Here is a 23259-nt window from a genome sequence, read left to right on the forward strand (position 1 = left end):
GCCCGGCGCGCTACTGCCCCATCAGCTGGGGCAAGAGCTGCTCCAGGAGCTCCTGCGTCTGGGCGTCCAGCTTCACGCCGCCCATGCCCATGTTGCCGCCCATGGCCTCCATCAGCCGCTGGAGGTCCGCCGCGCCCAGGTCCTCGTCGCCGTGGGCCTCCTCCCACCAGCGCGTGCGCAGCTGCGTCAGCGCCTTCGCGTTCGCGGGGCTCGCCTTCGCCAGCTCCTGCGTGAAGCACGCCTTGCACGCCCACTTGAAGCGGTACGTGTCCACGTACGCACGCAGGGCCTTGAAGAAGGCGGTGTCCCCCACGAGCTTGCGCGACGCGTGGTGCAACAGCGGCGCCTTGCCGTACACGAGCGCGCCGTACTCCAGCTCGCCGCCGTCGAAGTCGCCCGTGGGCCGGTCCGCGCGGCCGTCGTTGCCGCCGGACAGCCGGAAGAACTGGTAGGGCATCACCAGGGCCTCGTTGCGCAGGGACTCGGCGGCCTCCGGGCCGTGGGCCCATTCCATGTAGAGGAGCGCCGCGTACTGGGCCAGCGACTCGTCCACCACCGGGTCGTGGATGGGGTCGGAGCCCACGAGCCCCGCGAAGTACTGGTGCGCCACCTCGTGCGCCACGGTGAACTCCAGCGTGCGCTCCAGGGACTCGCCCACCTGCGCGCCCACCTGCGCCAGCAGGCCCGCGCCCTGCGCGTCCAGCAGCTCCTCGAAGGCCTCCATGCCGGGCATGCCCGCCAGCATCTTCAAGGGATCCTGCTTCGCGCGGTAGAGCGACGTGCCCACCGTCACCAAACCCGGGAACTCCATGCCGCCCGCGCCCCCGCTCAGGGGCGCCTGCACCACGCGGAAGTGGGTGTAGGGCAGCGGGCCCAGCCGCTTCTCGAACTCCGTCAGCGCCTGCGACGCGTACTTGAGCACGCGCTTGCCGGTCGCCGCGTCCTGCGCCGCGAAGTGGCTCTCCACCGTGACGCCGTTCACCGTGGCGGTGGCGGACTGGTAGCCGCGCGTCACCAGCACCGGGAAGTCGCGCACCGCCGCCGCCGCGAAGCTGTAGCGCACCCGGCCGTCGCGCTCGGGCACCTCGCCCAGCGGCGTCCCGGTGGCGTGCGCCGCCCAGCCCGACGGCACGGTGAGCGTGGCCAGCACGTGCGCGGGCTCGTACAGCGCCAGGTCCCCCATGCCCTGCGGGCCGGCCCACGGCTGGCCCTGGTCATCCACCGGAGGCACCTGCGGCACCACGCCCACCAGGCTCACCACGTCCGCCGTGGCGGAGAAGGCCCCGTGGTCATCCGCGCCGGCCTTCCCCCCGCCGCCCAGGAGCCCGCCCGCGCCCAGGAGCGACTCCGCGCCCGGCGCCGCCCGGGGCACCGTGCCCTTCACCGCGACCTCCAGCGACACCGTGCCGCCGGGGGCCACGGGCGGCTCTACAGCAATGCGCTGCAACGTGGGCTCCGGCCCCAGCTCCAGCGCCACGGCCTTGCCGTTGAGCTTCGCGCCGGAGAGCGTCACCTGGCGGGAGCGGGTGTTGGGCGTCAGCCGCAGGTACAGCTCCGTCAGCGGCCTGGGCCCTTTGGCCACCAGCTCCACCTGCACCTTGCCCCAGACGCGCCGCTCCTTCGGCTCCACCTCCAGCTGCACGCGGTAGCGCGGCACGGACTCCAGCGGCCCCAGCGCCCGCGCAGCCCGGTCCCGCTCCCCCGGCTTCAGGTGCTGGAGGCACAGCTGCACCTCCGGAGCCACGCTGCCCGCGCCCGGGATGGCGGGAGGGGCCGCGGCGGCAGGGCCTGAGAGCAGCGCGCACAGCAGCCACCATCCGGGGAGGGTCCGCATGGGGGGCATGCTAATTGACCCCGTCCAGCGCCGCTCGCTACAAGCCTCCGGGTGCGCCACTCGCGAACGTTGACCCTCTCCGCCGCCGCGCTGAGCCTCCTGGCCTGCGCGAAGCAGGTTCCGCCGTCCACCGCCGTCGCGCCGCCCCAACCGCGCTCGGTCCAGCTGCTCGGCGCCACGCCGGAGCGTGAGACGGCGCGCCTGGAGCAGCGGCGCGAGGACGTGGAGGTGGACACGCGCGAGGGCGAGCGCACGCCGCGCGTCGTCGCCACCGCGGAGACGCCGTCACTGCGGCTGGACGGCGCCCAGGCCCGCCTCTGCGGAGACGCGGCCTGCACGCAGGGCTTCGCCGTGGACAACTTCCTGCTGCTGGAGGTGCTGGACGCGAAGGGCAAGGTGTCGCGCCGCGCCGCCGTGGGCTTCACGGACAGCGTCTTCATCGGCAACGAGCAGGTGGACAACGTGGGCCGGCGCGCCTTCAGCTTCGAGGCCAACGAGGTGGACGTCACCGCCCTGCTGCCGGAGTCCGAGCCCTTCCGCCTCCGCGCCACCGCGCTGGACTACTGGGGCGTGGGCCGCGTGACCAACGTCTTCCTGCGGCTGGAGCCCGGCGCGGGCCGCGCCGAGGACGACCTCCGGGGCCACTGACGGACTCCGGGGCGCGGGAGCCGGGGCGGACGCGGACGTCCGCCCCGCGCGACTTCAGAAGCGCATGCCGGGCGCGGGCATCACCGGGCGCAGGCCCGAGAACCCGATGGAGCCGTCGCACTCCCCGCCGCACACCTGGCCCGGGGTGAGCTCCGCGGGACTCTTGGTCACCGCGTAGGCCCCGGCGCCCGCCGCGGCGGCCACCACGCCCACGCCCACCCAGACGTACCACTTCTGGTACCAGGCCTTGCTGGTGCTCTCCTTCACCTCCGGCGGCTGCTCGGTGCCCAGCGCCAGCCCCGGCTGCTCCACCGGCTCCGCGGGCTTCGAGGGCTCCAGCACCGTCGAGCGCGGCGTGTCGTCCGGCTGCGCCACCGGCGCGGTCGCCACCGGCTCGGACGGACGCAGGCGCCCCTCCACGACGTAGAGCTGGCCGGCGCGCACGTTGATGTTCTTCACGTCCTTGAGCCCCGCCGGCCCGCGGAACTCGATTTCGTGTTGCCCCTGGGTCAGGGGGTGGTTCTCCACGGGGGTGAGGCCCACGCGCGTCCCGTCCACGAACACGGTGACGCGGGGCACGTCCGCGCGCAGGGTGGCGAAGCCCGTCGCCGCGTCCAGCGCGACCGTCAGCTCCGCCGTCTGGCCCGGCGCCAGCGTCACCTGCTGGGTGAAGTCCGAGTAGTTCTGACGGCGCGCCACGACCGTGTGCTCCCCCGGCGCCAGCTCCAGCGGCGTCTGCGGGTTCACCTCCTGGCCGTCCACCGTCACCTTCGCGGTGCGCGCGTTGCTGCCCAGCTTGAGCACCAGCGTGGCCTTGGCCGGCGCCGTGTCCTCGGCGGTGGCCGTCGCGGCGCCCTTGCCCGTCTTGCCCTTGCGCGCGCCCAGCTTCTCCTTCTTGGGCGGCGTCTTGCGCTTCACCGAGGTCTTCGGCTTCGCGGTCTTGGGCTTGCCCTTGGGCTTCGTGGGCTTCGTCTCCTCCGTGGGGGCGAGGAGATCATCATTGTCCTGGGCGAAGGCCGCGGAGGGCAGCGCCAGGGTGGCGACGAGCGACAGGATGGCGAAGCGGCGAAGACTCATGTCGGACCGAAGGTTAGAGAGTCATCCCAGGGGAAGCAAACACCGTCCCACCGGGCCGTCCGTTGGGAGAATATCCGCGCCCCATGCACCGCGCCCTCGTCACCCTCCCCTTAGGCCTCTGTGTCCTCTCGCTCGCGGCCTGTCCGGGCAAGGCCCCCCCCCGGGTGGAGGCCGCCACGGCCGCCCGGCCGCCGCCCATCTACGTGCCGCCCGGCTGTGAGAAGGACCAGTCCGGCGACTACCACCACGCGCAGAACCCGGCCTTCCGCTACCTGGGCCAGGACGACGGCCGCACCCTGTCGCTCGCGGTGGTGCGCGCCTGGGCGGACGGCGGCGTGGAGTCCCCGGACGCGGGCTCGGTGGGCATCGTCCTCACCCGCACGCCGGAGGGCTTCGTGGGCGAGACGCGCGCCACCGGCTTCAGCGCCTCCGGCACGCCCTGCCCCGTCACCTTCCCCACGGAGGCGGTGGCCTGCACCGACGCCGGCCTCACGCTGCGGGCCGCGTCCAGCACCTCCATCGACGAGGGCTGCCGCACCGCGACCGCCGGCCCCGCCCCGGTGCGCCAGGAGCAGGTGCTGCTGCGCGGCGCGCCCGACGCGGGCCTGTAGGCCCCCAGGCCGGAGGCCGGAAAAGCACCGCGCCGCCCTCCCCGCCCTGGAGTCCAGGTGGGAAGCGGCGGCGCGAGGTGGGCCGCGAGGCGGTGGGAGCGGCTCAGGCCGCCTGGCGCGGCTGCTCCTCGGAGGCCGGCACGGCGGGGGCGGCGTCCGGCGCCTTCGCCCGGCCCGCCAGGCCCTGCATCAGGCTGGACATGCCCACGTAGAGGAAGCCCGCCAGGAACAGGATGATGAAGGGCACCGACGTGTAGATGCGCGACTCGATGGCGAACCACAGCGCCCCGGTGAAGTAGGCGGCGAAGAGCAGCTCCACCACCGGCATCAGCGTCTTGCTGCCCCGGTAGCTCTTCTTCACGGCCTTGACGCTCTTGCCCTCGGCGCCCGTCTTCGGCGTGCGCGCGAAGCCCGACTGCTGGTTGAGCAGCGCCTCGCCCACGGCCTTCGCGTTGTTGATGGCCAGGCCGATGCCCAGGCTCATCAGGAAGGGCAGGTACTTGAAGCGCTCCCAGCCCTTCACGCCGCGCTCGCGCTGGGCGGCCACGTAGAAGACGCAGACGCTGGCCGTCGCGGTGATGAAGAACGGCAGGTCCAGGAACAGCGTGCCGTACAGGCCGTGCTGGAAGCGCACCACCATGCTGATGGGCATCAGCACGGACAGCAGCACCATCAGCAGATACGCCATGTTGTTGGTGAGGTGGAAGAAGGCCTCGCGCTTCACCAAGAGCGGCAGGTCGCTCTTGAGGATGGTGGGCAGCAGCTTCTTCGCCGTCTGGATGGAGCCCTTGGCCCAGCGGTGCTGCTGGCTCTTGAAGGCGTTCATGTCCACCGGCACCTCCGCCGGGGAGATGACCTCCGGGAGGAACACGAACTGCCAGCCCTTGAGCTGCGCGCGGTAGGACAGGTCCAGGTCCTCCGTGAGCGTGTCGTGCTGCCAGCCGCCCGCGTCGGAGATGGTGGAGCGGCGCCAGATGCCCGCGGTGCCGTTGAAGTTGAAGAAGCAGCCGGCGCGGTTGCGCGCGGTGTGCTCGATGATGAAGTGCCCGTCCAGGAAGATGCTCTGCGCCTGCGTGAGGATGGAGAACTCACGGTTCAGGTGGCCCCAGCGCACCTGCACCATGCCCACCTTCGCGTCCGCGAAGAAGGGCACCGTGCGCATCAGGAAGTCCGGGCTGGGGACGAAGTCCGCGTCGAACACCGCCACGTACTCGCCCGTGGCCAGCTTGAGGCCGTTCTCCAGCGCGCCCGCCTTGAAGCCCTGGCGGTTGACGCGGTGGATGTAGACGATGTCGTGGCCCTTCTGGCGGTGGCGCTCCACGCACGCGCGCGCGATGGCGCACGTCTCGTCCGTGGAGTCGTCCAGCACCTGGATCTCCAAGAGCTCGCGCGGGTAGTCGATGCGGCACACCGACTCCACCAGCCGCTCCACCACGTACATCTCGTTGAAGATGGGCAGCTGGATGGTTACCCGAGGCAGCGCCGGGAGCGTGCCGTTGGGCGTCGGCAGCTTGAACTTGTGGCGGTAATACAAAAACGCCATGCGGTAGCGGTGGGAGCCGTAGACTCCCAGCACGCTCAGCAAGCTGAAGTAGACTGCCAGGAAGATGATCTCGACGGTGGTCATCGGTGACGCTCAGCCCCTCCCGCTGGCACTGGCGCCAGCGGTCCTACCAGACGTGGCGGCATGCCGACCGACCGCTCACGCTGACCGCCGCCTGTGGGTCTGCTGAGCCCCGCCCCGTATGTGCCCGTAAAGACAGGGCTTTGACCTTCCGGCTACTGATCGCCGGCGGACAATAGGGAGCCACCCGGGTCGTGTCAAACTATTCCCCGGATTCGAGAGGCCTTGAACGGCGGCTTTGACGCGGGATGTCACCCCCTTCTTCCCTGCGTCACAGGGGTGCCGGGACGACGTCCCGGGTGCTCCGAGCGGCGCAGGACCTAGCGGGCGGCGCGCAGGGGCACGGGGGCGGCGGGGACGGAGGGGATGGCTTCCGCGACGTGGGACTCGTCGCGGGTGGCGCGCTCGAGCACGCCCTGCACCAGCGCCGGGAAGTCCAGGCCCGCGCGGGCGGCGATCTTCGGCAGGAGGCTGGTGGGGGTGAAGCCCGGCAGGGTGTTCACCTCCAGCACCACGTCGTTCTCCGTGTCGGAGCAGAGCAGGTCCACGCGGCCGTAGCCCCGGCAGCCCAGGGCGCGGTACGCGGCGAGCGCGAGCGACTCCACGTTGACGCGGCGGGTGTCGGACAGGCGGGGCGGCAGGAAGTACCGGGCGCCGCCGCCCTTGTACTTGGCCTCGTAGTCGAAGCCCTCGCGCGGGAAGGCCACCTCGCAGCTGCCCAGCACGCTGTCGCCGAGGATGCCCACCGTCACCTCCTGGCCCTTCACGAAGCGCTCCACCAGGGCCTCGCCGCCGAAGCGGCACGCCTGGGCCACCGCGGGCACCAGGGCCCCGGCGTCGTGCACCACGGACAGGCCCACGGACGAGCCGCCCTTCGCGGGCTTCACCACGCAGGGGAAGCCGCTGTCGCCGTGCAGCTCCAGCGCGCGCTCCGCGTCCTCGCGGCCCACCCGGTAGCCCCGGGGCGTGGCCAGGTTGTGCAGCTGGAAGAGCTTCTTCGCCATGGGCTTGTCCATGGCCAGCGCGGAGGCCAGCACGCCGGAGCCGGTGTACGGAATCTCCAGCAGCTCCAGCAGGCCCTGCACGCGGCCGTCCTCGCCCATGCGCCCGTGCAGCGCGAGGAAGGCCACCTCGATGTCGGCCGCGCGCAGCGCCCGGTCCAGGCCCGGGCCCGCGAAGACGCGGGTGACGGTGTGCCCCAGGGTCTCCAGGGCCGCCACCACGGCCTCCCCCGTCTTGAGCGAGATCTCCCGCTCCTCGCCCCACCCGCCCATCAGCACTCCCACGCGCTTGCCCATGTCGTTGATGCCTCCTTGGGCCCGCCTCAGAGCACGGATGATGCCACGCACCGGCCATGCCGCTCCGGTGCGGACGCCGCGCGCAAGTGGTTGGAATGACGGGGGTTTCGCGGTGGCGCCAGCGGGCAGGCAGCCGTGTCCGGGGGGACACGGCGCGGCCCGGCGGCCACGTGCGGGAGTGTTTACAGGGCGCCGCGCCCGGGCCCCTGGAGCCTGGGGACCGTGGGCGCGGCAGGCGGCGGGCCGGAAGCGTCCCGCCAGAGGGGGCCGGGCCCGGCGACCGGTGCGGTGACCGGTGACGCGAGCCCGGCGCGGGGGCTGCTTCAGCCCCCGTCGGGGAGGCCGCCGTCGGGCAGCAGTCCACCATCCGAGGTGCCGGCGTCGGTGCCGTCACCCGCGTCGGTGGAGCCTGCGTCGGACGTGCCGGCGTCGGTGGTGCCCGCGTCGGACGTGCCGGCGTCGGAGGGGGTGCTGTCGTCGGAGGTGCAGACCTGGTCGCGGCAGACGTAGCCCTCCAGGCACTGGCCGCGGTCACACGGCTGCCCCTCGGGGTCGAAGTCGACGAGCAGGCTGCAGGCGGACAGTCCCAGGACCAGGGCCGAGGGAACGATGAGCGATGAAAGGCGGCGCATGGCTAGTAGTTCCGGAGATCGTCTTCGTCGAGCTTGGGACGCTTCTTCTCTTCCTCGCGCTTGCGCCGGGCCTCTTCCTCCGCCTTGCGCTTCGCCTCCTCGTCCGCCTTGCGCTTCGCCTCTTCCTCCTGCTTGCGCCGCGCCTCCTCCTCCTTCTTGCGCTGCTCCTCCTCGCGCTTGAGGCGGGCCGCCTCTTCACGCTGGCGCTTCGCCTCGGCCTCGCGCTCCTTGCGCGTCAGCTTCCTCGCGGGCGGCGGGGGCGGAGCCTGCGGGGGCGGCTCGAAGACGGGCGGCGGGGGCGTGTTCGCCGGGGCCGGCTCGGGGGCGGGCGTGGACGTGGCGTTCGCCTTGGGGGCGGGCTCCGTCTTCGCGGGGGGCGGAGGCGGCGGCATGGGCAGCGCCTCCTTCATGGGCTTCTCTTCACGGGCGGGCGCGGCGCGCTCGGACGGCGTGCTCGCGGGGGGGCTGGACGACGAGCCCCCACCCTTCTTGTAGAACGCCAGGTAGCTGCCGGCGCCCGCGGACACCAGGCCCGCCAGCACGCCGATGTCCGCCACCAGCGCGTACGTCTTGCCGGTGCTCTTCAGGTCCTCCGCGCGCGTGCTGCCCTGCGGCGCGGTCTTGAACGCGTCCGACTTGGAGGAGGCCTCCAGGCCGAAGTAGATGCCGCCCGCCAGCAGCGCCACGCCCGTGGCCAGCAGCACGTAGCCCGCGGTGCGGCGGCTCACGCCCCCGCCGCTGGCGAAGTGCTTCACCGGCTTGCCGTCGACGCGCGCCGCGTCCTGGGCCACCAACCCCGTCAACAGCGCCTCGGAGCCCGTGGCCATCGCGTCGCCGCGCGGCACCTGGCCCAGCGCGTACGCCTGGTTGTGGCCGTCCGCCACGTCCATGCGCAGGCCGGTGACGGTCAGCGGCGCGTTGCCCGGGCCGCCGCGCACCACCAGCGCCAGCACCTGCGGCACGCCCGCGAGCGCGCCCAGCTCCTGCAGCGCCTTGTCGCGCTCCTCATCGTCGGGGTTCTTCGCGATGCGCTCCACGAGCGCGGCGTAGCGCTGCTGCACCGGCAGCTTCGTGAGCGTGAAGGAGGACTCGCCCTCGCGCGCCCGGCCTTCCGTCACGACGTAGCCCGGCGACACCAGCGTCACGTAGTGGTCCGCGCGCGTCAGGCCGGTGAGCGCCAGCGGGGACACGCCCCGGTAGGTCCCGTCCACGAACACCTGCGCGGCGGCGGGCTGCGTGCGCACCGACAGCGTCCCCTGCGCGCCCTCCAGCTGCGCCTTGCGCTCCTTCTCCACGGAGGCGACCGCTTCGGGCGGGAAGAAGTTGGGGTTGAAGGTGGCGCGCGGATCCACCGCGAGCACGCCGCGAATCTCCAGCTCCGCGGCCTTGTTCTCCCCGTTGGCCAGCTGCGTCGCGGCCTTCATCACCCGGGCGCGGCTCAGCAGCGGGAACGCGCGCGACAGGTCCGACTCCTCGTAGGCCTTCACCGCCTTGTCGAAGCTCTGGAGCGCCTTCACGGTGTCCAGCTCGTCGTACGCCTTCAAGCCGTCCTTGAACGCGGCGTTGCCCTCCACCGCCTTCTCCTGGCGCGCGCTCGCGCCCTGGGCATCCAGCGCGTCCGTCAGCCGCACCAGGTCCAGGCGCCCGGAGCGGGCCACGGCCTGCTCGGCCCAGTGCGCCAGCGCCAGCGCCTCCCCTTCCAGAGAGGCATCCACGGGAATGGCCACCACCGCCACGCGGGGGCCCGCCGCCGACGGCAGCGTTCGCGGCATCAGCCGCAGCGGTACGTGTTGCTGCTGCGCGGCGGCGGGGCCCACGGCCAGCATTCCCACCAGCCAGCCACTGAGCGTCGCGTGCAGCGCGCGATTGAAAGGACGTCGCATCCGGTCTCCCTCGTTGCTGTGCGCATTACACGCACTGCGAGGCGGAACGCCACCTCGAAAGGGGGTTTCAGCGACCCGCGGTGCTCCCGGAGGCCCGGGACGCGGGCCCTGGCGCCAACCCATGGAGGTAGTTGAGCGCGACCTTCAGCTGTGGATCCGCGAGCTTCGCCGTCACCGCCCAGTCCTTCAGGTTCGCGGGCAGGGTCCGGGGCTGCGTGGCGACCTCCGACGTCGTCTGGGACGGCTCCGCCTTGAAGTGGCGCCGCAGGTCCTTCTCCCGGGGCGCGTCGCTCCCCGTCTTCCCGGAGGCATCCTCCGGCACGAGGAAGTCCGGGGTGATGCCCTTCTCCTGGATGCTGCGGCCCTTGGGCGTGTAGTAGCGCGCGATGGTGAGCTTCAGGCCGGAGCCGTCCTCCAGCTCGATGATGGTCTGCACGCTGCCCTTGCCGAAGGTCTGCGTGCCCATGATGACCGCGCGGCCGTGGTCCTGGAGCGCGCCGGCGACGATCTCGGACGCGGAGGCGCTGCCCGCGTTGACCAGCACCACCAGCGGGTAGTCCTTCTCCGTGTCGCGGTCGCGGCTCTTCTCCTCGGAGGCGTTGCGGCCGTCGCGCCCGCGCGTGGACACGATGGGCAGGCTGCCCGGCAGGAAGCGGTCGCTCATGGCCACGGCCTGGTCCAGCAGGCCGCCGGGGTTGTTGCGCAGGTCCAGCACCAGGCCGTCCAGCTCCCTGCCGCCGTTGAGCGCGCGCAGCCGGTCCAGCTCCTTCTTCAGCGACACGTCCGTGCGGTCCTGGAAGTTCTTCACCTTCACGTGACCGATGCCGTCGTAGAGCGCGCCCTCCACGGACACGATGCGGATGTGGTCGCGCAGGATGGCCAGCTCCCGCGGGGCGTTGAAGCCCGCGCGCATGAGCGTGAGCAGCACGCGGCCGCCCGCGGGCCCGCGCATCTTCTGGAGCGCGCGGCCCAGGTCCATGCCCTGGGTGCTCTCTCCATCGATGGCGAGCAGCTCGTCCCCGGCCTTGATGCCGGCGCGAGCGGCGGGCGTGTCGTCGATGGGCGCCACCACCACCAGCCGGTCGCCCTTGCGAGCGATTTCGATGCCCAGGCCGCCGAACTCGCCGGACGTGTCGATCTTCATCTCCCGGAAGACCTCCGGCGGCATGAAGACGGTGTGCGGATCCAGCGTGTCGAGCATCCCCTGGATGGCGCCCTGGATGAGCGTCTTCCTGTCCACGGGCTCCACGTAGTTGTTCTCCACGTAGGAGAGCACCCGCGCGAACAGCTCCAGCTGGCGGTACGCGGACTCCTCCCGGCCGGCCGCGTCCGCGGGCTTCTGCGCGAACGCGGGCACGCCCCACAGGAGGAGCGCGGCGAGTCCCATGCGCCACGGCTTCGGGAAACGGGTCACGGGAGCGTGTCCTCGGGGGTCGGGTGAGAGGGGCCGTCGCAAGGCCCCCGAGTCTACACCCGGCCCGCCGGACGATTCCCGCCCTTAGAGGCCGGCCCGGTCCGCGAAGCCCACCAGGTGGGACACGAACGCGTCCGGCCGCTCCATCTGCGGCACGTGGCCGAAGCCCTCCACCACGTGGACCTCCGCCTGGGCGGGCAGGTGCTGCCGGTACCAGGTGAGGATCTCCGGGGGCAGGAGCCGCTCGCTGCCGCCCCAGAGGAAGAGCACCGGCATCTTCAAATCCCGCACCGACTGGGGCGCGATGCTCGCCTGCGTCGCGAGCGCGTCCGCCGCGAGCGCCTGCACCGTGGGCGTCGTGTAGAACTTGCGCAGCTCCGACGCGAGCAGCATCGCGGCCCACGGCGGACGGTGGAAGAGGCGCTTCGTCAGGGCGCGGACGTCCGCGTTCGACTTCACCGCGAAGTGGCCCAGGAGCGCCGCCAGCGCCTCGGGCGTCAGCTCCGCGCCCGCGGGGGAGACCAGCGCGAGCGCCTTCACCAGGGACGGATGCTCGGCGGCCAGGTTGACGGACATGGCCCCGCCCAGCGAGTTGCCCACCACCAGGGCGGGCGCCTTCACCACCTCATCGAAGTAGGCGCGCAGCACGTCGAACTGGGCCTGCACGCAGGTGGGGCCGCCGCTGTACTCGCCGGAGAAGCCGTGGCCCGGCAGGTCCGGCGCGAGCACGCGGGAGAAGCGCCGGGACAGGCCGAAGAACGTGCGCCCGAAGCCGTTGGCGGAGCCGCCCAGCCCGTGCACCAGCACCACCGGCGGGCCCTTGCCCTGCCCCTCCAGCGCGTAGTGGTGCACCGCCTGACCGCCGACGTTCACCGTCTCCGACGTCACGCCACGCGCCACCAACATGCGGCGCATCGCCTTCTGCATCCCACCCATCAGGTCCACGCGCGGGCCTCCTTCCTCGCCAACGACCGCTGCCCCGTCCCTTCTAATGCCTTCGCGTCTTGGACGCAGCGCATCAAACAGACACAGTCAGGGCGCCCCGGCGGCGGCGGTGGCGGGCGCCAGCCAGGGGGCGGGGTCCACGGCCTGTCCGGCGCGGCGGACCTCGAAGTAGAGGTAGGCACCCTTGAGGGAGCCGGTGTCGCCCACCTCCCCCACCACGTCGCCCGGGGCCACGCGGGCGCCCACGGCGGTGGCGATGGTGGAGAGGTGGGCCACCAGGGTGTGGAAGTCATCGCCGTGGTCGACGATGAGCAGGTTGCCGTAGCCGCGCAGCCAGCCCGCGTAGACGACGGTGCCCTCGGCCACCGCGTGCACGGGGGTGCCCGCGGGCGCGCGGATGTCCACGCCCTTCTGCACGGTGACGGTGTTGAAGCGCGGGTTCACCACGCGGCCGAAGCCCACCTCCACGATGCCCGCCACGGGCCGGGGCAGCTTGCCCTTCAGGGCGCCGAAGCCGCTCGTCGCGGGGGCTTCGTGCAGGTCCGCCAGCATGCGGGTGAGCTCCGCGTCCGCGCCCTCCAGCTCGCGCACGGCGCGCTTCGCCAGCTCCGCCTCGCCGGCCAGCTTCCCCACGACCTCCTCCAGCGCCTCCTGCTGGGCCTGGGCCTGCTTCGACTGCTGCTGGAGGAAGGCCACGCGCTGCGACAGCGAGGTGTGCAGCCGCTTGAGCTCCAGCGTCGCCTGGCGCTGGAGGGTCGCCACGTGCTGCACGGTGCGCAGCAGCTCCAGGTCGCCCGCCATGCTGGCCTCCAGCGCGCGGGCACGCCACATGAGCGCGGCGAAGTCCTCGGCGGACAGCAGCACTTCCAGGGGGCGGCGGCGCTGGAGCCGGTACAGGGTGCGCAGGCGCGGGGACAGCCGGCGCAGCTGGGCGCGCAGGGCTTCGCGCAGCACGGCCTCCTCACGCTCGGCGAGCGCGACGCGGCGGCGGAAGAGGTTCAGGTCGCCCTCCAGCGCGCGCACGCGGCGGCGGGAGAAGGCGGCCATGTCCTCCATCAGCTCCATGCCCTCCAGCACGGAGAGCTTCTTGGCCTCCACCAGCGCGAGCGTGGCGCGCTGCGCGACCAGCTTCTCGCGGATGGCCGCGCGCTCCGCCTCCTCGTCCTGCTGGGCGAACGCGACGGTCGCGCCCAGGAGCGCCATGAGCCAGACGAGCCGCCTCATACGCGCAGGAAGCGCCCCACCGCGACGAAGCTGCCGCCCAGGCCCAGCGCGCAGCCGGCCACCAGCAGCTCCAGCGCGGTGCGCGTCTCCACCCACGGCGCGGCCACGCCCGGTCCCAGGAGGAACGCGAACAGCGACCCCAGCGTGGGCCCCAGGAGCCGGCCGAACAGCCACAGCCCGCCCACCGCCACCAGCGCGCCCAGCAGGCCCTGCAGCAGCCCCTCCAGGAGGAACGGCGCCTTCACGAAGCGGTCCGTGGCGCCCACCAGCTTCTGGATTTCAATCTCCTCGCGCCGCGAATAGATGGCCAGCTGCAGCGTCGCCGCCACGATGACGACGGTCGTCCCCAGCACCACCACCAGCGACACCAGCGCCCCGAAGCTCAGCGCCCGCGCGATGGCGGACAGCCGCTCCACGGCCGCTTCGCCGTAGTCCACGCCGGTGACGCCGGGCAGCGCGCGCAGCTCCTTCGCCAGGGCCTTGAGCGCTTCCGGAGACCGCCGCGCCTCCGGCACGCGCAGCTCCAGCGTCGCGGGCAGCGGGTTCTCCGGCAGCTCCGACAGGGCCTCGCCCAGGTCGCCCAGCTCCTGCTTGAGCCGCTTCAGCGCCGCTTCCGGCGGCACCACCGTCACCTCGCCGTGGGAGAGCTCCACCACGCGCGTGTGGACGCCATGCACCTCGTCCTCGCCCAGCTGCGGCGCCAGGTAGAGCGTCACCTCCACCTCGCCGCCCAGCGACGCGAGCAGGTTGTCCACCACGTGCGACGCGCCCCGCGCCAGCCCCGCCGCGAACAGCGCGATGGCGATGGTGGATACGGCGATGAAGTGCACGAAGGGCGCGTGCTTCAGCCCCCCGGCCGCCGAGCGCCAGAAGTAGGCCGCCTTCGACAGCACGCTCATACCAGCATCCGCCGCGCCGCCTTGACGCCGTCCTCGTCGGAGACGATGAGCCCGCGCTCCAGGCGCACCGTGCGCTTCTGGTAGCGAGACAGGAGCGTGGCGTCGTGCGTGGCCACCATCACCGTGGTGCCCCGGATGTTGATGTCCGTGAGCAGGTCCATGATTTCGACGGTGAGCGCCGGGTCCAGGTTGCCCGTGGGCTCGTCCGCCAGGAGGATGGTGGGGTCGTTCACCAGCGCGCGCGCAATCACCACGCGCTGCTGCTCTCCACCCGACAGCCGCAGGGGCAGCGAGTTCGCCTTGTGCTCCAGCCCCACCCGCTTGAGCATCCGGAGCACCTTCTCGCGCGCCTCCGCCCGGGGCACCCCCAGCACGTCCAGCGTGAAGCCCACGTTGTCCGCGACGCTGCGGTGGGGCAGCAGCTTGAAGTCCTGGAACACCACGCCGATGTTGCGCCGCAGGTACGGCACCGCCGACTCGCGGATGCGCGCGATGTTCTTGCCGCCCACCAGAATCTGCCCCTTGGTGGCCTTCTCCCCGCAGAAGATGAGCTTGAGCAGCGTCGTCTTCCCCGCGCCGGACGGGCCGGTGAGGAAGACGAACTCGCCCTTCTCCACGTTCAGGTTGATGTCCTGCAGCACCGGCGGATCGCCGGGATACGCCTTGTAGACGTGGAAGAACTGGATCATGACCGGAAGCGAGGGGCTACCGGTGAGCGTACCACCGCCCCCAGGGCCCGCCCAGGAACGGGCCGGGCGCGGCTCCAGGTGCGGGCGAGGGCCGCACCGCGCGGGGGACTACGAGGGCTCGCCCTCGCTCGCCAGGTAGCTGAGGATGACCTCGTCCAGGCTCTTCTCGGAGATGAGGTCCTCTCCGAAGAGCGTCTCCACGCCCACCTCGTTGATGCGCGGCTTCTCCTTGAGGGCGCGCGCGGCGGCCACTTCCGGAGGCAGGTGCGAGGCGGGGGCCACCGCGGGAGGCGGCGGCGGCGTGGGCGGGCGCGGCTGCGCGGGGGCTTGCGGCAGCTTCGGCTGCGCGGCCACCTCCGCGTCCGTGGCGAGCTGGCCGGGCTGGTACGACCGGACCGTGGACTCGTAGTTGTCGTACACGCCGTTGATGAGGTTGCGCAGCATCTCCTTGTGCTGCTCCTCCATCAACTCGCGCACGACCTCCGCCAGGTTCTCCGCGTTGAGGATGTCCGCGTAGGACGTCTTCTTGGACGCGAGGATGTTCCCGCCCACGAACAGGTGGGTGATGATGTGGGGGTTGTTGACGCCCGAGTCCTCGGTCTGGACGTGGTAGACCTTCCCCTTGTGCTTGATGTTGTGATTGAAGCCGGTGACGGCTTTTTCGAAGGTTTTCGCCATTGCCGAGGTCGGGCACCGTAGCAGCGGGGTCCAGGCTTCACAAGGTAAGCGTCACGCGCCCCGCACCTCTTTTACGCGTGCCTGCCCGCTCCCCATGGTGTGCGTCCGCCACCTCCCGCGACGCTCGGTGTACGGATCCGCACGGGTCCACCAGCCTGCCGGGCATGGGGGCCTCTGTTGAAAAGCTGAAATGGCCTGGGGTACGTAAACCGTTCTGACGATCGCGCCGTCAGCCCCTCCCTCCCTGCCGCGGCCGGAACGACCAACGATGAAGAAGCCGGACACCATCGCGGACAAGGTCCGCCTGCAGGATGCCCAGGCGCTCGCGCAGGGCTACTCGCCCGCCATTCGCGCCATGGAGATCGCCTCCATCATCGCGTTCGTGGGCCTGGAGAGCGTGCTCGTCTACAAGCTCTGGAGCACCCACCACACCGGGCCGTGGATGCTGACCCTGGCGGTGGTGCTGGGCTACCTGGCCGCGGACTTCGTGTCCGGCTTCGTCCACTGGATGGGCGACACGTGGGGCTCCACGGAGATGCCCATCCTGGGCAAGGCGTTCATCCGCCCCTTCCGCGAGCACCACGTGGACGAGAAGGCCATCACCCGCCACGACTTCGTGGAGACCAACGGCAACAACTGCCTCGTGTCGCTGCCGGTGGCGGCGCTCGCGGTGGCCATTCCGCTCGCCGGTCCGGGCTGGGTGTTCCTGGCCGCGTTCCTGGGCGCGATGATCTTCTGGGTGATGGCGACCAACCAGTTCCACAAGTGGTCGCACCTGGATGAGCCGCCCGCGCTCATCGGCTTCCTGCAGCGCGTGCACCTCATCCTGCCGCCGGACCACCACCGCGTGCACCACACCAAGCCCTTCAACCAGTACTACTGCATCACCGTGGGCTGGATGAACCGGCCGCTGAAGATGATCCACTTCTTCCCGCTGATGGAGCGGCTCATCACCTGGGCCACCGGCCAGCTGCCGCGCCAGGACGACATCGGCACGGAGGCCGCCCAGGCGCTCGTCGCCGTGGACGACGCCCAGCAGCTGCCCGTGCTCCAGGCGGCCAAGGAGCTGCTCAAGGCCTCCGCCGAGGAGCCCGCGCCTTCCGTCTCCACCCGCCCCGTCCCGTAGGGCGCCGGGGCCGGGACGCCGCCTAGAAGCGCAGGTCCACCTGCTCCGCGGAAGGGATGGGGCGCCCCAGGAAGCGGGCCCCCACCTCCACGAAGCGCTCCGGCACGTCGGTGACGAAGAAGGCGTGCTCCGGCGCGCCCGCGGACGCTGGAGCCAGCAGCCCCTTCGCCCCCAAGAGCTCCGCCACCGCCTCCGCCGTGGCCTCCGCCGAGTCCACCAGCGACACGTGCGGCCCCACGACCTCGGCGATGACGCCCTTGAGCAGCGGGTAGTGGGTGCAGCCCAGCACCAGCGTGTCCACCCCGTCGCGCGCGAAGCCGGCCAGGTACTCGCGGGCCACCAGCAGCGGCACGTCGCCCGTCGTCCACCCCTCCTCCGCCAGGGGCACGAAGAGCGGGCACGCCGTGGCCTTCACCGCGACCTTCGGGTTGCCCGCCTCCAGCGCCCGCTGGTACGCGCCGGAGCGCACGGTGCCCGGCGTCCCGATGACGCCCACCCCGCCGCCCCGGGTGCGCTGGAGCGCCGTGCGGGCCCCGGGCTCAATCACGCCCAGCACCGGCACCGGCAGCGCGGCCTGGAGGGCGGGCAGCGCCGCGGCGGAGGCGGTGTTGCATGCCACCACCAGCAGCTTGATGCCGCGCTCCAGGAGGAACTCCGCGTTCTTCAGCGAGTAGCGCGTCACCACCTCGCCGGACTTGGTGCCGTAGGGCACCCGGGCGGTGTCCCCCAGGTAGAGCGTGCGCTCGTGGGGGAGCCGCGCCATGAGCGCCTTGAGGACCGTGAGCCCTCCGATGCCGGAGTCGAACACGCCGATGGGACCGTGGCTGTCTTGCCGCATGGGGGGAGTCCCTATCACGTTTGATGCCAACGCCCCTCCCTGCCGGCCGTGTCCCCCCGGAACGCACGAAGGGCCGGAAGCCTGGATGGCCTCCGACCCTTCCGTGCCGCCCGGCCCTGGTGGGACCGCGGCCTACTGCACGCGGTACAGGGGCGCGTAGAGCGCGTCCTTCACGCCTGGGAAGTCATGGGCGTAGACCCGGATGGGCGCCAGGTCGCTGCGCGAGGAGTAGGCGCGGCCGCCCGTGCCCGAGGCCTTGAAGGAGACGAAGTACTCGCCGGGGCGCAGGAACTCGAAGAGGGCCGGGGCCTCGTGGCAGGCGAACCACTGGCCGTCATCGCCGTAGACCCACTCGCCGGTGTGGATGTCCTGGAAGTTGAGGCCCACCTCGCTCACGCCGGCCTGGGCGCAGCTGAGCGACACGTCGCCTTCGTAGAGCTTCCAGCCCACCGCGGCCCCGCCGATGATCCAGGTGTTCGCCGTGATGGCGGCCGGGATGCCGACCTGCGAGGTGAAGCCGCCGCCGTAGTAGAAGCGGGGCCGCTCGAACGCGTCGACGGCGACGATCTCCAGGTAGTGCTGCCCGGGGGCCAGGTCCGGCGTCTCCACCGAGCGGCCCTCGCTGCCCTCCTTGCAGTTGAAGCGCGCCCACGGGCCGTCATCCACCCGGGCGTCCACGTAGGCGACCCCGGCCTGTCCGCAGGTGGGGTAGCCCGAGCCCGCTTCCGTCGGGAACAGCCAGTTCACGTAGGCGTAGGACGTGGCGCCCGTGCGGCCCGTGGGGAAGTTGATGGGCACGGACACGTTGCCGTCCACCGTGAAGTTGCCGTGGTACGAGTAGACCGCCACGCCGTCGTAGTCGACCGCCTCCGCGTTGAACGAGTACGTGCCGGGCGCGAAGTCGTGCAGCACGATGCCGTCGAAGCCGTTCGCCGTGCAGGGATACTGGCCGTCGTTCTCCAGGATCTCACCGTCGATGTAGATGTCCACGCCCTGGATGTCCCGCATCTGGTTGCAGGTGGCGCCGTCGAAGCTCCACGACATCCGGACGTCGCCGGGGTAGCGCGGGTGGTGGCTTTCAACGACGCAGCCGGTGAGTCCAGAGGAGAGGCAGAGGAATGCGGCGAGCGTTCTCGCGTTCATGGTGGGCATCCGTGTTTCGGGAAGTTGAGGTCGTCGGCCCGTAACAACCCTCCAGACGACCGACCCCGGGAATTATTCAGTGCCGTCCAAAGCAACCGGGCAGCGACGGCGGGTTTGACCCACCCGAGGACGGAATGTTACGCGCTGGACCCCATGATACCCCACCTGCCCCTGGCCTTTGGCGCCATGAACTACGTGGAGATCATCCGCGACGCCTCGTTCATCGAGCTCGCGGTGCTCCTGCTCCTCATGGCCGTCTCGGTCGCCTCCTGGGCCCTCATCGCCATGAAGGCCACCCAGCTGTCGCGCGCCCGCGCCCAGTCGCTCACCTTTCTCGACACCTTCTGGAAGGCGTCCCGGCTGGAGGCCATCTACCAGTCCGCCCAGAAGCTGGAGGGCTCGCCGCTGTCGAAGGTGTTCTGCGCGGGCTACGAGGAGCTGAGCAAGCTGGCGCAGACGGGCACCCAGGACGGCGGCGCCGAGGCCGCGATGAGCGCCAAGCTGGGCGGCATTGAGAACGTGGAGCGCGCGCTCAACCGCGCGGCCACGGCGCAGATCACCGAGTTGGAGAACCGCGTGTCCTTCCTGGGCACGGTGGGCGCCGCGTCGCCGTTCGTGGGCCTGTTCGGCACGGTGATTGGCATCCTGGGCGCGTTCAACAACATCGCCGAGCAGGGCAACGCGACGCTGGCCACGGTGGCCGCGCCGGTGGGCAACGCGCTCTTCGCCACGGCGGCGGGGCTGTTCGCGGCCATCCCGGCGGTGGTCGCGTACAACTCGTTCGTCAGCCGCATCAAGGTCTTCGACACGGAGATGTCCAACTTCTCCGCGGACTTCCTCAACATCATCAAGCGGCACTTCTTCCGCTAGGGGACCCGTCACATGGGCATGGGCGGAGGCAAGGGCGGCGGTGGCCGCACCACCATGAGCGAGATCAACGTCACGCCCATGGTGGACGTGATGCTGGTGCTGCTCATCATCTTCATGGTGACGGCGCCCCTCATCCAGCAGGGCGTGAAGGTGAACCTGCCGGAGACCAAGGCGGCCCCGGTGGAGGCGACGGAGAAGAAGGTCGTCCTCTCCATCGACGCGGGGAAGAAGGTCTACATCGGCGACGCGGAGGTGCCGCTGGAGGAGCTGGAGACGAAGCTCGCCGCCAACGCGAAGGCGCAGGCGGACAAGGAAGTGTATCTCCACGCGGACCGGGACGTGCCGTACGGCGTGGTGGTGGAGGTGATGGCCGCCGCCCAGCGCGCGGGCATCGCCAACGTGGGGATGATCACGGAACCGGCCACGGGCTCCAAGGCGTCCAACTCCGGCAAGGCCGCCCCCGCGTCCAGCGGCAAGGGCAAGCCCAAGGAGGCGAAGCGCTAGCCCATGAGCTCCGCGGTGACCCACAGCCTGCTGGTGAGCCGGCCCACGCGGCTGTCGCGCTTCCTCGTCGTCTCCGTCGTCGGGCACGTGGCGGTGCTCGCGGCGGCGCTCTTGTACGCGCGCTTCACGTCCGCGCCGAAGATGGACCTGGACCAGAAGCCCATCAACGCGTCGCTGGTGCGGCTGGGCAAGCCGCGCGACCCCAAGCTTCTGCCGCGCAAGGAAGTGGCGCAGCCGCCGCCCAAGGAGGTCGTGGCGAAGCCCACGCCCACGCCGCCCGCGGACGCGCCCGCGCCCTCCCCCGCCGCGGTGGCGGTGCCCGGCGTGAAGCCCGCCCCGGCGCCCGCGCCGCAGAAGGGGGAAGCGAACGCGGAGGACCGGCGCAAGAAGCTCTTCGGCGCGTTCGACAAGTCCGCGAAGCCCACGGAGCCGGAGGAGCTGGAGGGGGCCGAGGACGGCGACCCCGACGGTGACTCCGCGGTGGCGGAGGGCGAGCGGTACTACGGCCTTTTGAAGTCCCAGGTGCGCCGTCACTACAACGTGGCGGACACCATCCCCGACGCGGAGCGCCTGTACCTCAAGGCGCAGGTGGCCATGCGGCTGGGCCGCGCGGGCGAAGTGCTGGACGTGAGCCTGGCCAAGGCCAGCGGCAACGAGCTGTTCGACGCGGCGGTGGTGGCCGCCGTGCGCAAGGCATCTCCCTTCTCTCCTCCCCCCGATGCGCTTCGCGACGCGCTCCAGAAGAACGGCGTCGTCCTGGTGTTCAGCCCATGAAAGCCCTCCTGCTGTCGCTCCTCCTCGTCCCCGCGCTGGTGCTGGCGCAGGCGCCCGTCATCGAAATCTCCGGCGCGAACTTCCGCCCGCTGCCGCTCGCGGCCCCCGCGCCCGTGATGCAGGAGGGCGCGGACAGGAAGGCCGGCCAGACGTTCGACGCCGCGTTCACGTACGACCTCACCGCCTCCGGCATCTTCCAGGTGCTGGACCGCGCTGGCTTCACCGCCGACGCGAAGGAAGGCATGACGGCGGGCAGCATCAACTTCAGCCGCTGGGCGGACGTGGGCGCGGAGTCGCTGGTGAAGGTGTCGCTCGCGCAGGACGGCGGCGCGCTGCGCGGCGAGCTGCGCCTGTTCAGCGTGGCCACGGGCAAGGAGGAGCTGAAGGTGTCCAAGGACGCGCCCGCCGGTGAGCCCCGGCAGCTGGCGCACGCGCTGGCGGACGCGCTCTACCGGCACTTCACCCGCGAGCCGAGCCCCTTCCTGTCGCGCATCACCTACGTGCGCAAGGCGGGCGCCAACCGCGACGTGTACGTGGCGGACTGGGACGGCATGGGCGCGCAGGCGCTCACCCGGGGCGGCACGCACATCCTCCCCACGCTGAGCCCGTCCGGCCAGGTGGCCTACACGTCCTACCGGAAGAACCGCCCGGACATCTACGTGCAGTCCCCCGGCGGCGAGGCGAAGGCGCTGGTGAACGAAGGCCAGATGGCCACGGGCGTCGCGTACTCGCCGGACGGCAGGCGCATCGCGTACGCGCTGGCGGAAGGGGAGAGCGCGCAGATCTACGTCGCCGGGGCGGACGGCTCCGGCGCGAAGGCCGTCACCGACACGCCCTACGGCCTCAACACCAGCCCCACCTGGTCGCCGGACGGCAAGAGAATCGCGTTCGTGTCCAACCGGGGCGGCAGCCCGCAGGTGTACGTGATGAACGCGGACGGCTCCGGCGTGAAGCGGCTCACCTTCCAGGGCAACTACAACCAGACGCCGGACTGGTCGCCGCGCGGGGACCTCATCGCCTTCACCGCGCGCGACGAGCGCAACGCCTTCGACCTCTTCACGGTCAACGTGGACACGGGCAAGGTGACGCGCCTCACGCAGGACCAGGGCAACAACGAGGAGCCCACCTTCTCCCCCAACGGCCGGCTCATCATGTTCAGCACCAACCGCAACGGCGCCGCGCACCTGTGGGTGATGACCTCCGACGGCAACAACCAGGTGCCGCTCCCCATGGAGAAGGGCCACTGGCTGACTCCGGACTGGGGCACCGCTCCGGCGGCGAAGTAGCCCTCCACGGCGGGCGTCCGTTGACAGGGGGGACGCGCCGGGGTGCATTGCGCGCCCCATGAGCGCTCCCCTCCCCTCCCTCAGGACCCACTGGGGGTTGGACCCCCAGGTCGTCTTCCTCAACCACGGCTCGTTCGGCGCCTGCCCCAAGCCGGTGCTCCAGCACCAGTCGGAGCTGCGGGCGCGGCTGGAGTCGGAGCCCGTGCGCTTCCTCGCCCGCGAGCTGGAGCCGCTGCTGAACGAGGCGCGCGCCGCGCTCGCGGCCTTCGTGGGCGTGGACGCGGAGGACCTGGCGTTCGTGCCCAACGCCACCACGGGCGTGAACACCGTGCTGCGCAACCTGCGCTTCCAGCCCGGCGACGAGCTGCTCGTCACCGACAACGAATACAACGCGTCCAGGAACGCGCTGGACGTGGCCGCTTCCGAGCAGGGCGTGAAGGTGGTGGTGGCGAAGCTGCCCTGGCCCGTGCCCTCGCCGGAGTCGGTGGTGGACGCGGTGATGGCGCAGGTGACGCCGCGCACGCGGCTGGTCCTCATCGACCACATCACCAGCCAGACGGCGCTGGTCATGCCGGTGGCGGAGCTGGTGCGCCGCCTGCGCGAGCGGGGCGTGGAGACGCTGGTGGACGGCGCGCACGGCCCGGGCATGGTGCCGCTGGCGCTCCAGGAGCTGGGCGCGGCGTACTACACGGGCAACTGCCACAAGTGGCTGTGCGCGCCCAAGGGGGCCGCGTTCCTGTACGTGCGCCGCGACCTGCAGCGGGGCTTCAAGCCGATGGTGGTGAGCCACGGGCACAACTCGCCGCGCACGGACCGCTCGCGCTTCCGGCTGGAGTTCGACTGGGTGGGCACGGTCGACCCCACGCCCTTCCTGTGCATCCCCACGGTGCTCCGCTTCATGGCCGGGCTCGTTCCGGGCGGGTGGCCGGAGGTGATGGCGTCCAACCGGGCGAAGGTCCTGGCCGCCCGTCAGCGCCTGGACGCGGCGCTGGGCAACGCGCAGCCGCTGTGCCCGGAGTCCATGGTGGGCAGCATGGCGTGCGTGGCCCTGCCGGACGGCTTCCCGGAGCACCCCGCGCCGCCGCTCTACGTGGACCCCCTCCATGTGCGCCTGTTCGAGGAGCACCACATCGAGATCCCCGTCACCGCCTGGCCCCGGGCGCCCCGGCGGCACCTGCGGCTGTCCGCGCAGCTCTACAACACCCCGGAGGACTACGAGGCCCTGGTGCGCGCTTTGGAAGCGCTGCTGCGTTGAGTAGTGT

General features: G+C 71.6%; 22 protein-coding genes. 8 read left to right on the top strand and 14 right to left on the bottom strand.

The window, feature by feature from the left end; translation table 11 throughout:
• Window positions 1-10: 10 nt before the first annotated feature.
• Window positions 11-1834 carry a M1 family aminopeptidase gene (locus NR792_RS17805; RefSeq protein WP_375761213.1) on the bottom strand — a complete coding sequence of 608 codons (1824 nt, stop codon included), beginning with the start codon at window positions 1832-1834 and terminating at the stop codon, window positions 11-13.
• A gap of 51 nt (window positions 1835-1885) precedes the next feature.
• Here NR792_RS17805 and NR792_RS17810 point away from each other — a divergent pair, with 51 nt between their 5' ends.
• Window positions 1886-2482: a hypothetical protein gene (locus tag NR792_RS17810; RefSeq protein ID WP_375761214.1), complete on the top strand. Its 597-nt coding sequence runs from the start codon at window positions 1886-1888 to the stop codon at window positions 2480-2482.
• A gap of 54 nt (window positions 2483-2536) precedes the next feature.
• Here NR792_RS17810 and NR792_RS17815 read toward each other — a convergent pair whose 3' ends face one another.
• Window positions 2537-3559, bottom strand: coding sequence for a PEGA domain-containing protein (locus tag NR792_RS17815; protein ID WP_375761215.1), 1023 nt, complete (start codon window positions 3557-3559; stop codon window positions 2537-2539).
• A gap of 83 nt (window positions 3560-3642) precedes the next feature.
• On the opposite strand from NR792_RS17815, the gene NR792_RS17820 reads away from it, so the two are divergent.
• Complete coding sequence (locus NR792_RS17820; protein ID WP_375761216.1) at window positions 3643-4170, top strand: hypothetical protein; 528 nt, start codon at window positions 3643-3645, stop codon at window positions 4168-4170.
• Between the two features lie 103 nt (window positions 4171-4273).
• Here NR792_RS17820 and NR792_RS17825 read toward each other — a convergent pair whose 3' ends face one another.
• From NR792_RS17825 to NR792_RS17870, 10 genes are all read right to left on the bottom strand, one after another.
• Window positions 4274-5797: a cellulose synthase family protein gene (locus tag NR792_RS17825; protein WP_375761217.1), complete on the bottom strand. Its 1524-nt coding sequence runs from the start codon at window positions 5795-5797 to the stop codon at window positions 4274-4276.
• Between the two features lie 317 nt (window positions 5798-6114).
• Window positions 6115-7092: a D-alanine--D-alanine ligase gene (locus NR792_RS17830; protein ID WP_375761218.1), complete on the bottom strand. Its 978-nt coding sequence runs from the start codon at window positions 7090-7092 to the stop codon at window positions 6115-6117.
• A 323-nt stretch (window positions 7093-7415) separates the two neighbouring features.
• Window positions 7416-7724: a hypothetical protein gene (locus tag NR792_RS17835; protein WP_375761219.1), complete on the bottom strand. Its 309-nt coding sequence runs from the start codon at window positions 7722-7724 to the stop codon at window positions 7416-7418.
• Between the two features lie 2 nt (window positions 7725-7726).
• Complete coding sequence (locus NR792_RS17840; protein ID WP_375761220.1) at window positions 7727-9607, bottom strand: PEGA domain-containing protein; 1881 nt, start codon at window positions 9605-9607, stop codon at window positions 7727-7729.
• Window positions 9608-9674: 67 nt separating this feature from the next.
• Window positions 9675-11021, bottom strand: a complete 1347-nt coding sequence (locus NR792_RS17845; protein WP_375761221.1) for a S41 family peptidase — start codon at window positions 11019-11021, stop codon at window positions 9675-9677.
• Window positions 11022-11105: 84 nt separating this feature from the next.
• Window positions 11106-11966 carry an alpha/beta fold hydrolase gene (locus NR792_RS17850; RefSeq protein WP_375761222.1) on the bottom strand — a complete coding sequence of 287 codons (861 nt, stop codon included), beginning with the start codon at window positions 11964-11966 and terminating at the stop codon, window positions 11106-11108.
• Between the two features lie 87 nt (window positions 11967-12053).
• Entirely contained in the window at window positions 12054-13190 is a 1137-nt protein-coding gene (locus NR792_RS17855) for a murein hydrolase activator EnvC family protein (RefSeq protein ID WP_375761223.1), read from the bottom strand.
• Window positions 13187-14089 carry a cell division protein FtsX gene (locus NR792_RS17860; RefSeq protein ID WP_375761224.1) on the bottom strand — a complete coding sequence of 301 codons (903 nt, stop codon included), beginning with the start codon at window positions 14087-14089 and terminating at the stop codon, window positions 13187-13189. The genes NR792_RS17855 and NR792_RS17860 overlap by 4 nt, the downstream gene beginning before the upstream one ends.
• Window positions 14086-14778, bottom strand: a complete 693-nt coding sequence (gene ftsE, locus NR792_RS17865; RefSeq protein ID WP_375761225.1) for a cell division ATP-binding protein FtsE — start codon at window positions 14776-14778, stop codon at window positions 14086-14088. Before ftsE ends, NR792_RS17860 begins: the two co-directional genes overlap by 4 nt.
• Before the next feature lie 108 nt (window positions 14779-14886).
• Window positions 14887-15456 carry a hypothetical protein gene (locus NR792_RS17870; protein WP_375761226.1) on the bottom strand — a complete coding sequence of 190 codons (570 nt, stop codon included), beginning with the start codon at window positions 15454-15456 and terminating at the stop codon, window positions 14887-14889.
• 268 nt (window positions 15457-15724) lie between these two features.
• Here NR792_RS17870 and carF point away from each other — a divergent pair, with 268 nt between their 5' ends.
• The gene (gene carF, locus NR792_RS17875) at window positions 15725-16582 is read left to right on the top strand and encodes a plasmanylethanolamine desaturase (protein WP_375761227.1); all 858 of its coding nucleotides are present in this window, start codon (window positions 15725-15727) and stop codon (window positions 16580-16582) included.
• Window positions 16583-16604: 22 nt separating this feature from the next.
• Here carF and murI read toward each other — a convergent pair whose 3' ends face one another.
• Both murI and NR792_RS17885 read right to left on the bottom strand, forming a co-directional pair.
• Window positions 16605-17420, bottom strand: coding sequence for a glutamate racemase (murI, locus tag NR792_RS17880; RefSeq protein ID WP_375761228.1), 816 nt, complete (start codon window positions 17418-17420; stop codon window positions 16605-16607).
• Between the two features lie 132 nt (window positions 17421-17552).
• Window positions 17553-18563 carry a hypothetical protein gene (locus NR792_RS17885; RefSeq protein WP_375761229.1) on the bottom strand — a complete coding sequence of 337 codons (1011 nt, stop codon included), beginning with the start codon at window positions 18561-18563 and terminating at the stop codon, window positions 17553-17555.
• Window positions 18564-18716: 153 nt separating this feature from the next.
• Here NR792_RS17885 and NR792_RS17890 point away from each other — a divergent pair, with 153 nt between their 5' ends.
• Genes NR792_RS17890 through NR792_RS17910 form a run of 5 tightly spaced genes read left to right on the top strand, consistent with a single transcriptional unit; the run spans window position 18717 to window position 23252 of the window.
• Complete coding sequence (locus NR792_RS17890; protein WP_120527931.1) at window positions 18717-19433, top strand: MotA/TolQ/ExbB proton channel family protein; 717 nt, start codon at window positions 18717-18719, stop codon at window positions 19431-19433.
• A 12-nt stretch (window positions 19434-19445) separates the two neighbouring features.
• The gene (gene tolR / locus NR792_RS17895) at window positions 19446-19937 is read left to right on the top strand and encodes a protein TolR (RefSeq protein ID WP_375761230.1); all 492 of its coding nucleotides are present in this window, start codon (window positions 19446-19448) and stop codon (window positions 19935-19937) included.
• Between the two features lie 3 nt (window positions 19938-19940).
• Complete coding sequence (locus tag NR792_RS17900; protein WP_375761231.1) at window positions 19941-20711, top strand: TonB family protein; 771 nt, start codon at window positions 19941-19943, stop codon at window positions 20709-20711.
• Window positions 20708-21997: an LpqB family beta-propeller domain-containing protein gene (locus NR792_RS17905; protein ID WP_375761232.1), complete on the top strand. Its 1290-nt coding sequence runs from the start codon at window positions 20708-20710 to the stop codon at window positions 21995-21997. The genes NR792_RS17900 and NR792_RS17905 overlap by 4 nt, the downstream gene beginning before the upstream one ends.
• A gap of 58 nt (window positions 21998-22055) precedes the next feature.
• Complete coding sequence (locus NR792_RS17910; protein ID WP_375761233.1) at window positions 22056-23252, top strand: aminotransferase class V-fold PLP-dependent enzyme; 1197 nt, start codon at window positions 22056-22058, stop codon at window positions 23250-23252.
• Window positions 23253-23259: the final 7 nt, after the last annotated feature.

It is taken from the genome of Corallococcus exercitus (assembly GCF_042231735.1).
Lineage (GTDB): Bacteria > Myxococcota > Myxococcia > Myxococcales > Myxococcaceae > Corallococcus > Corallococcus exercitus_B.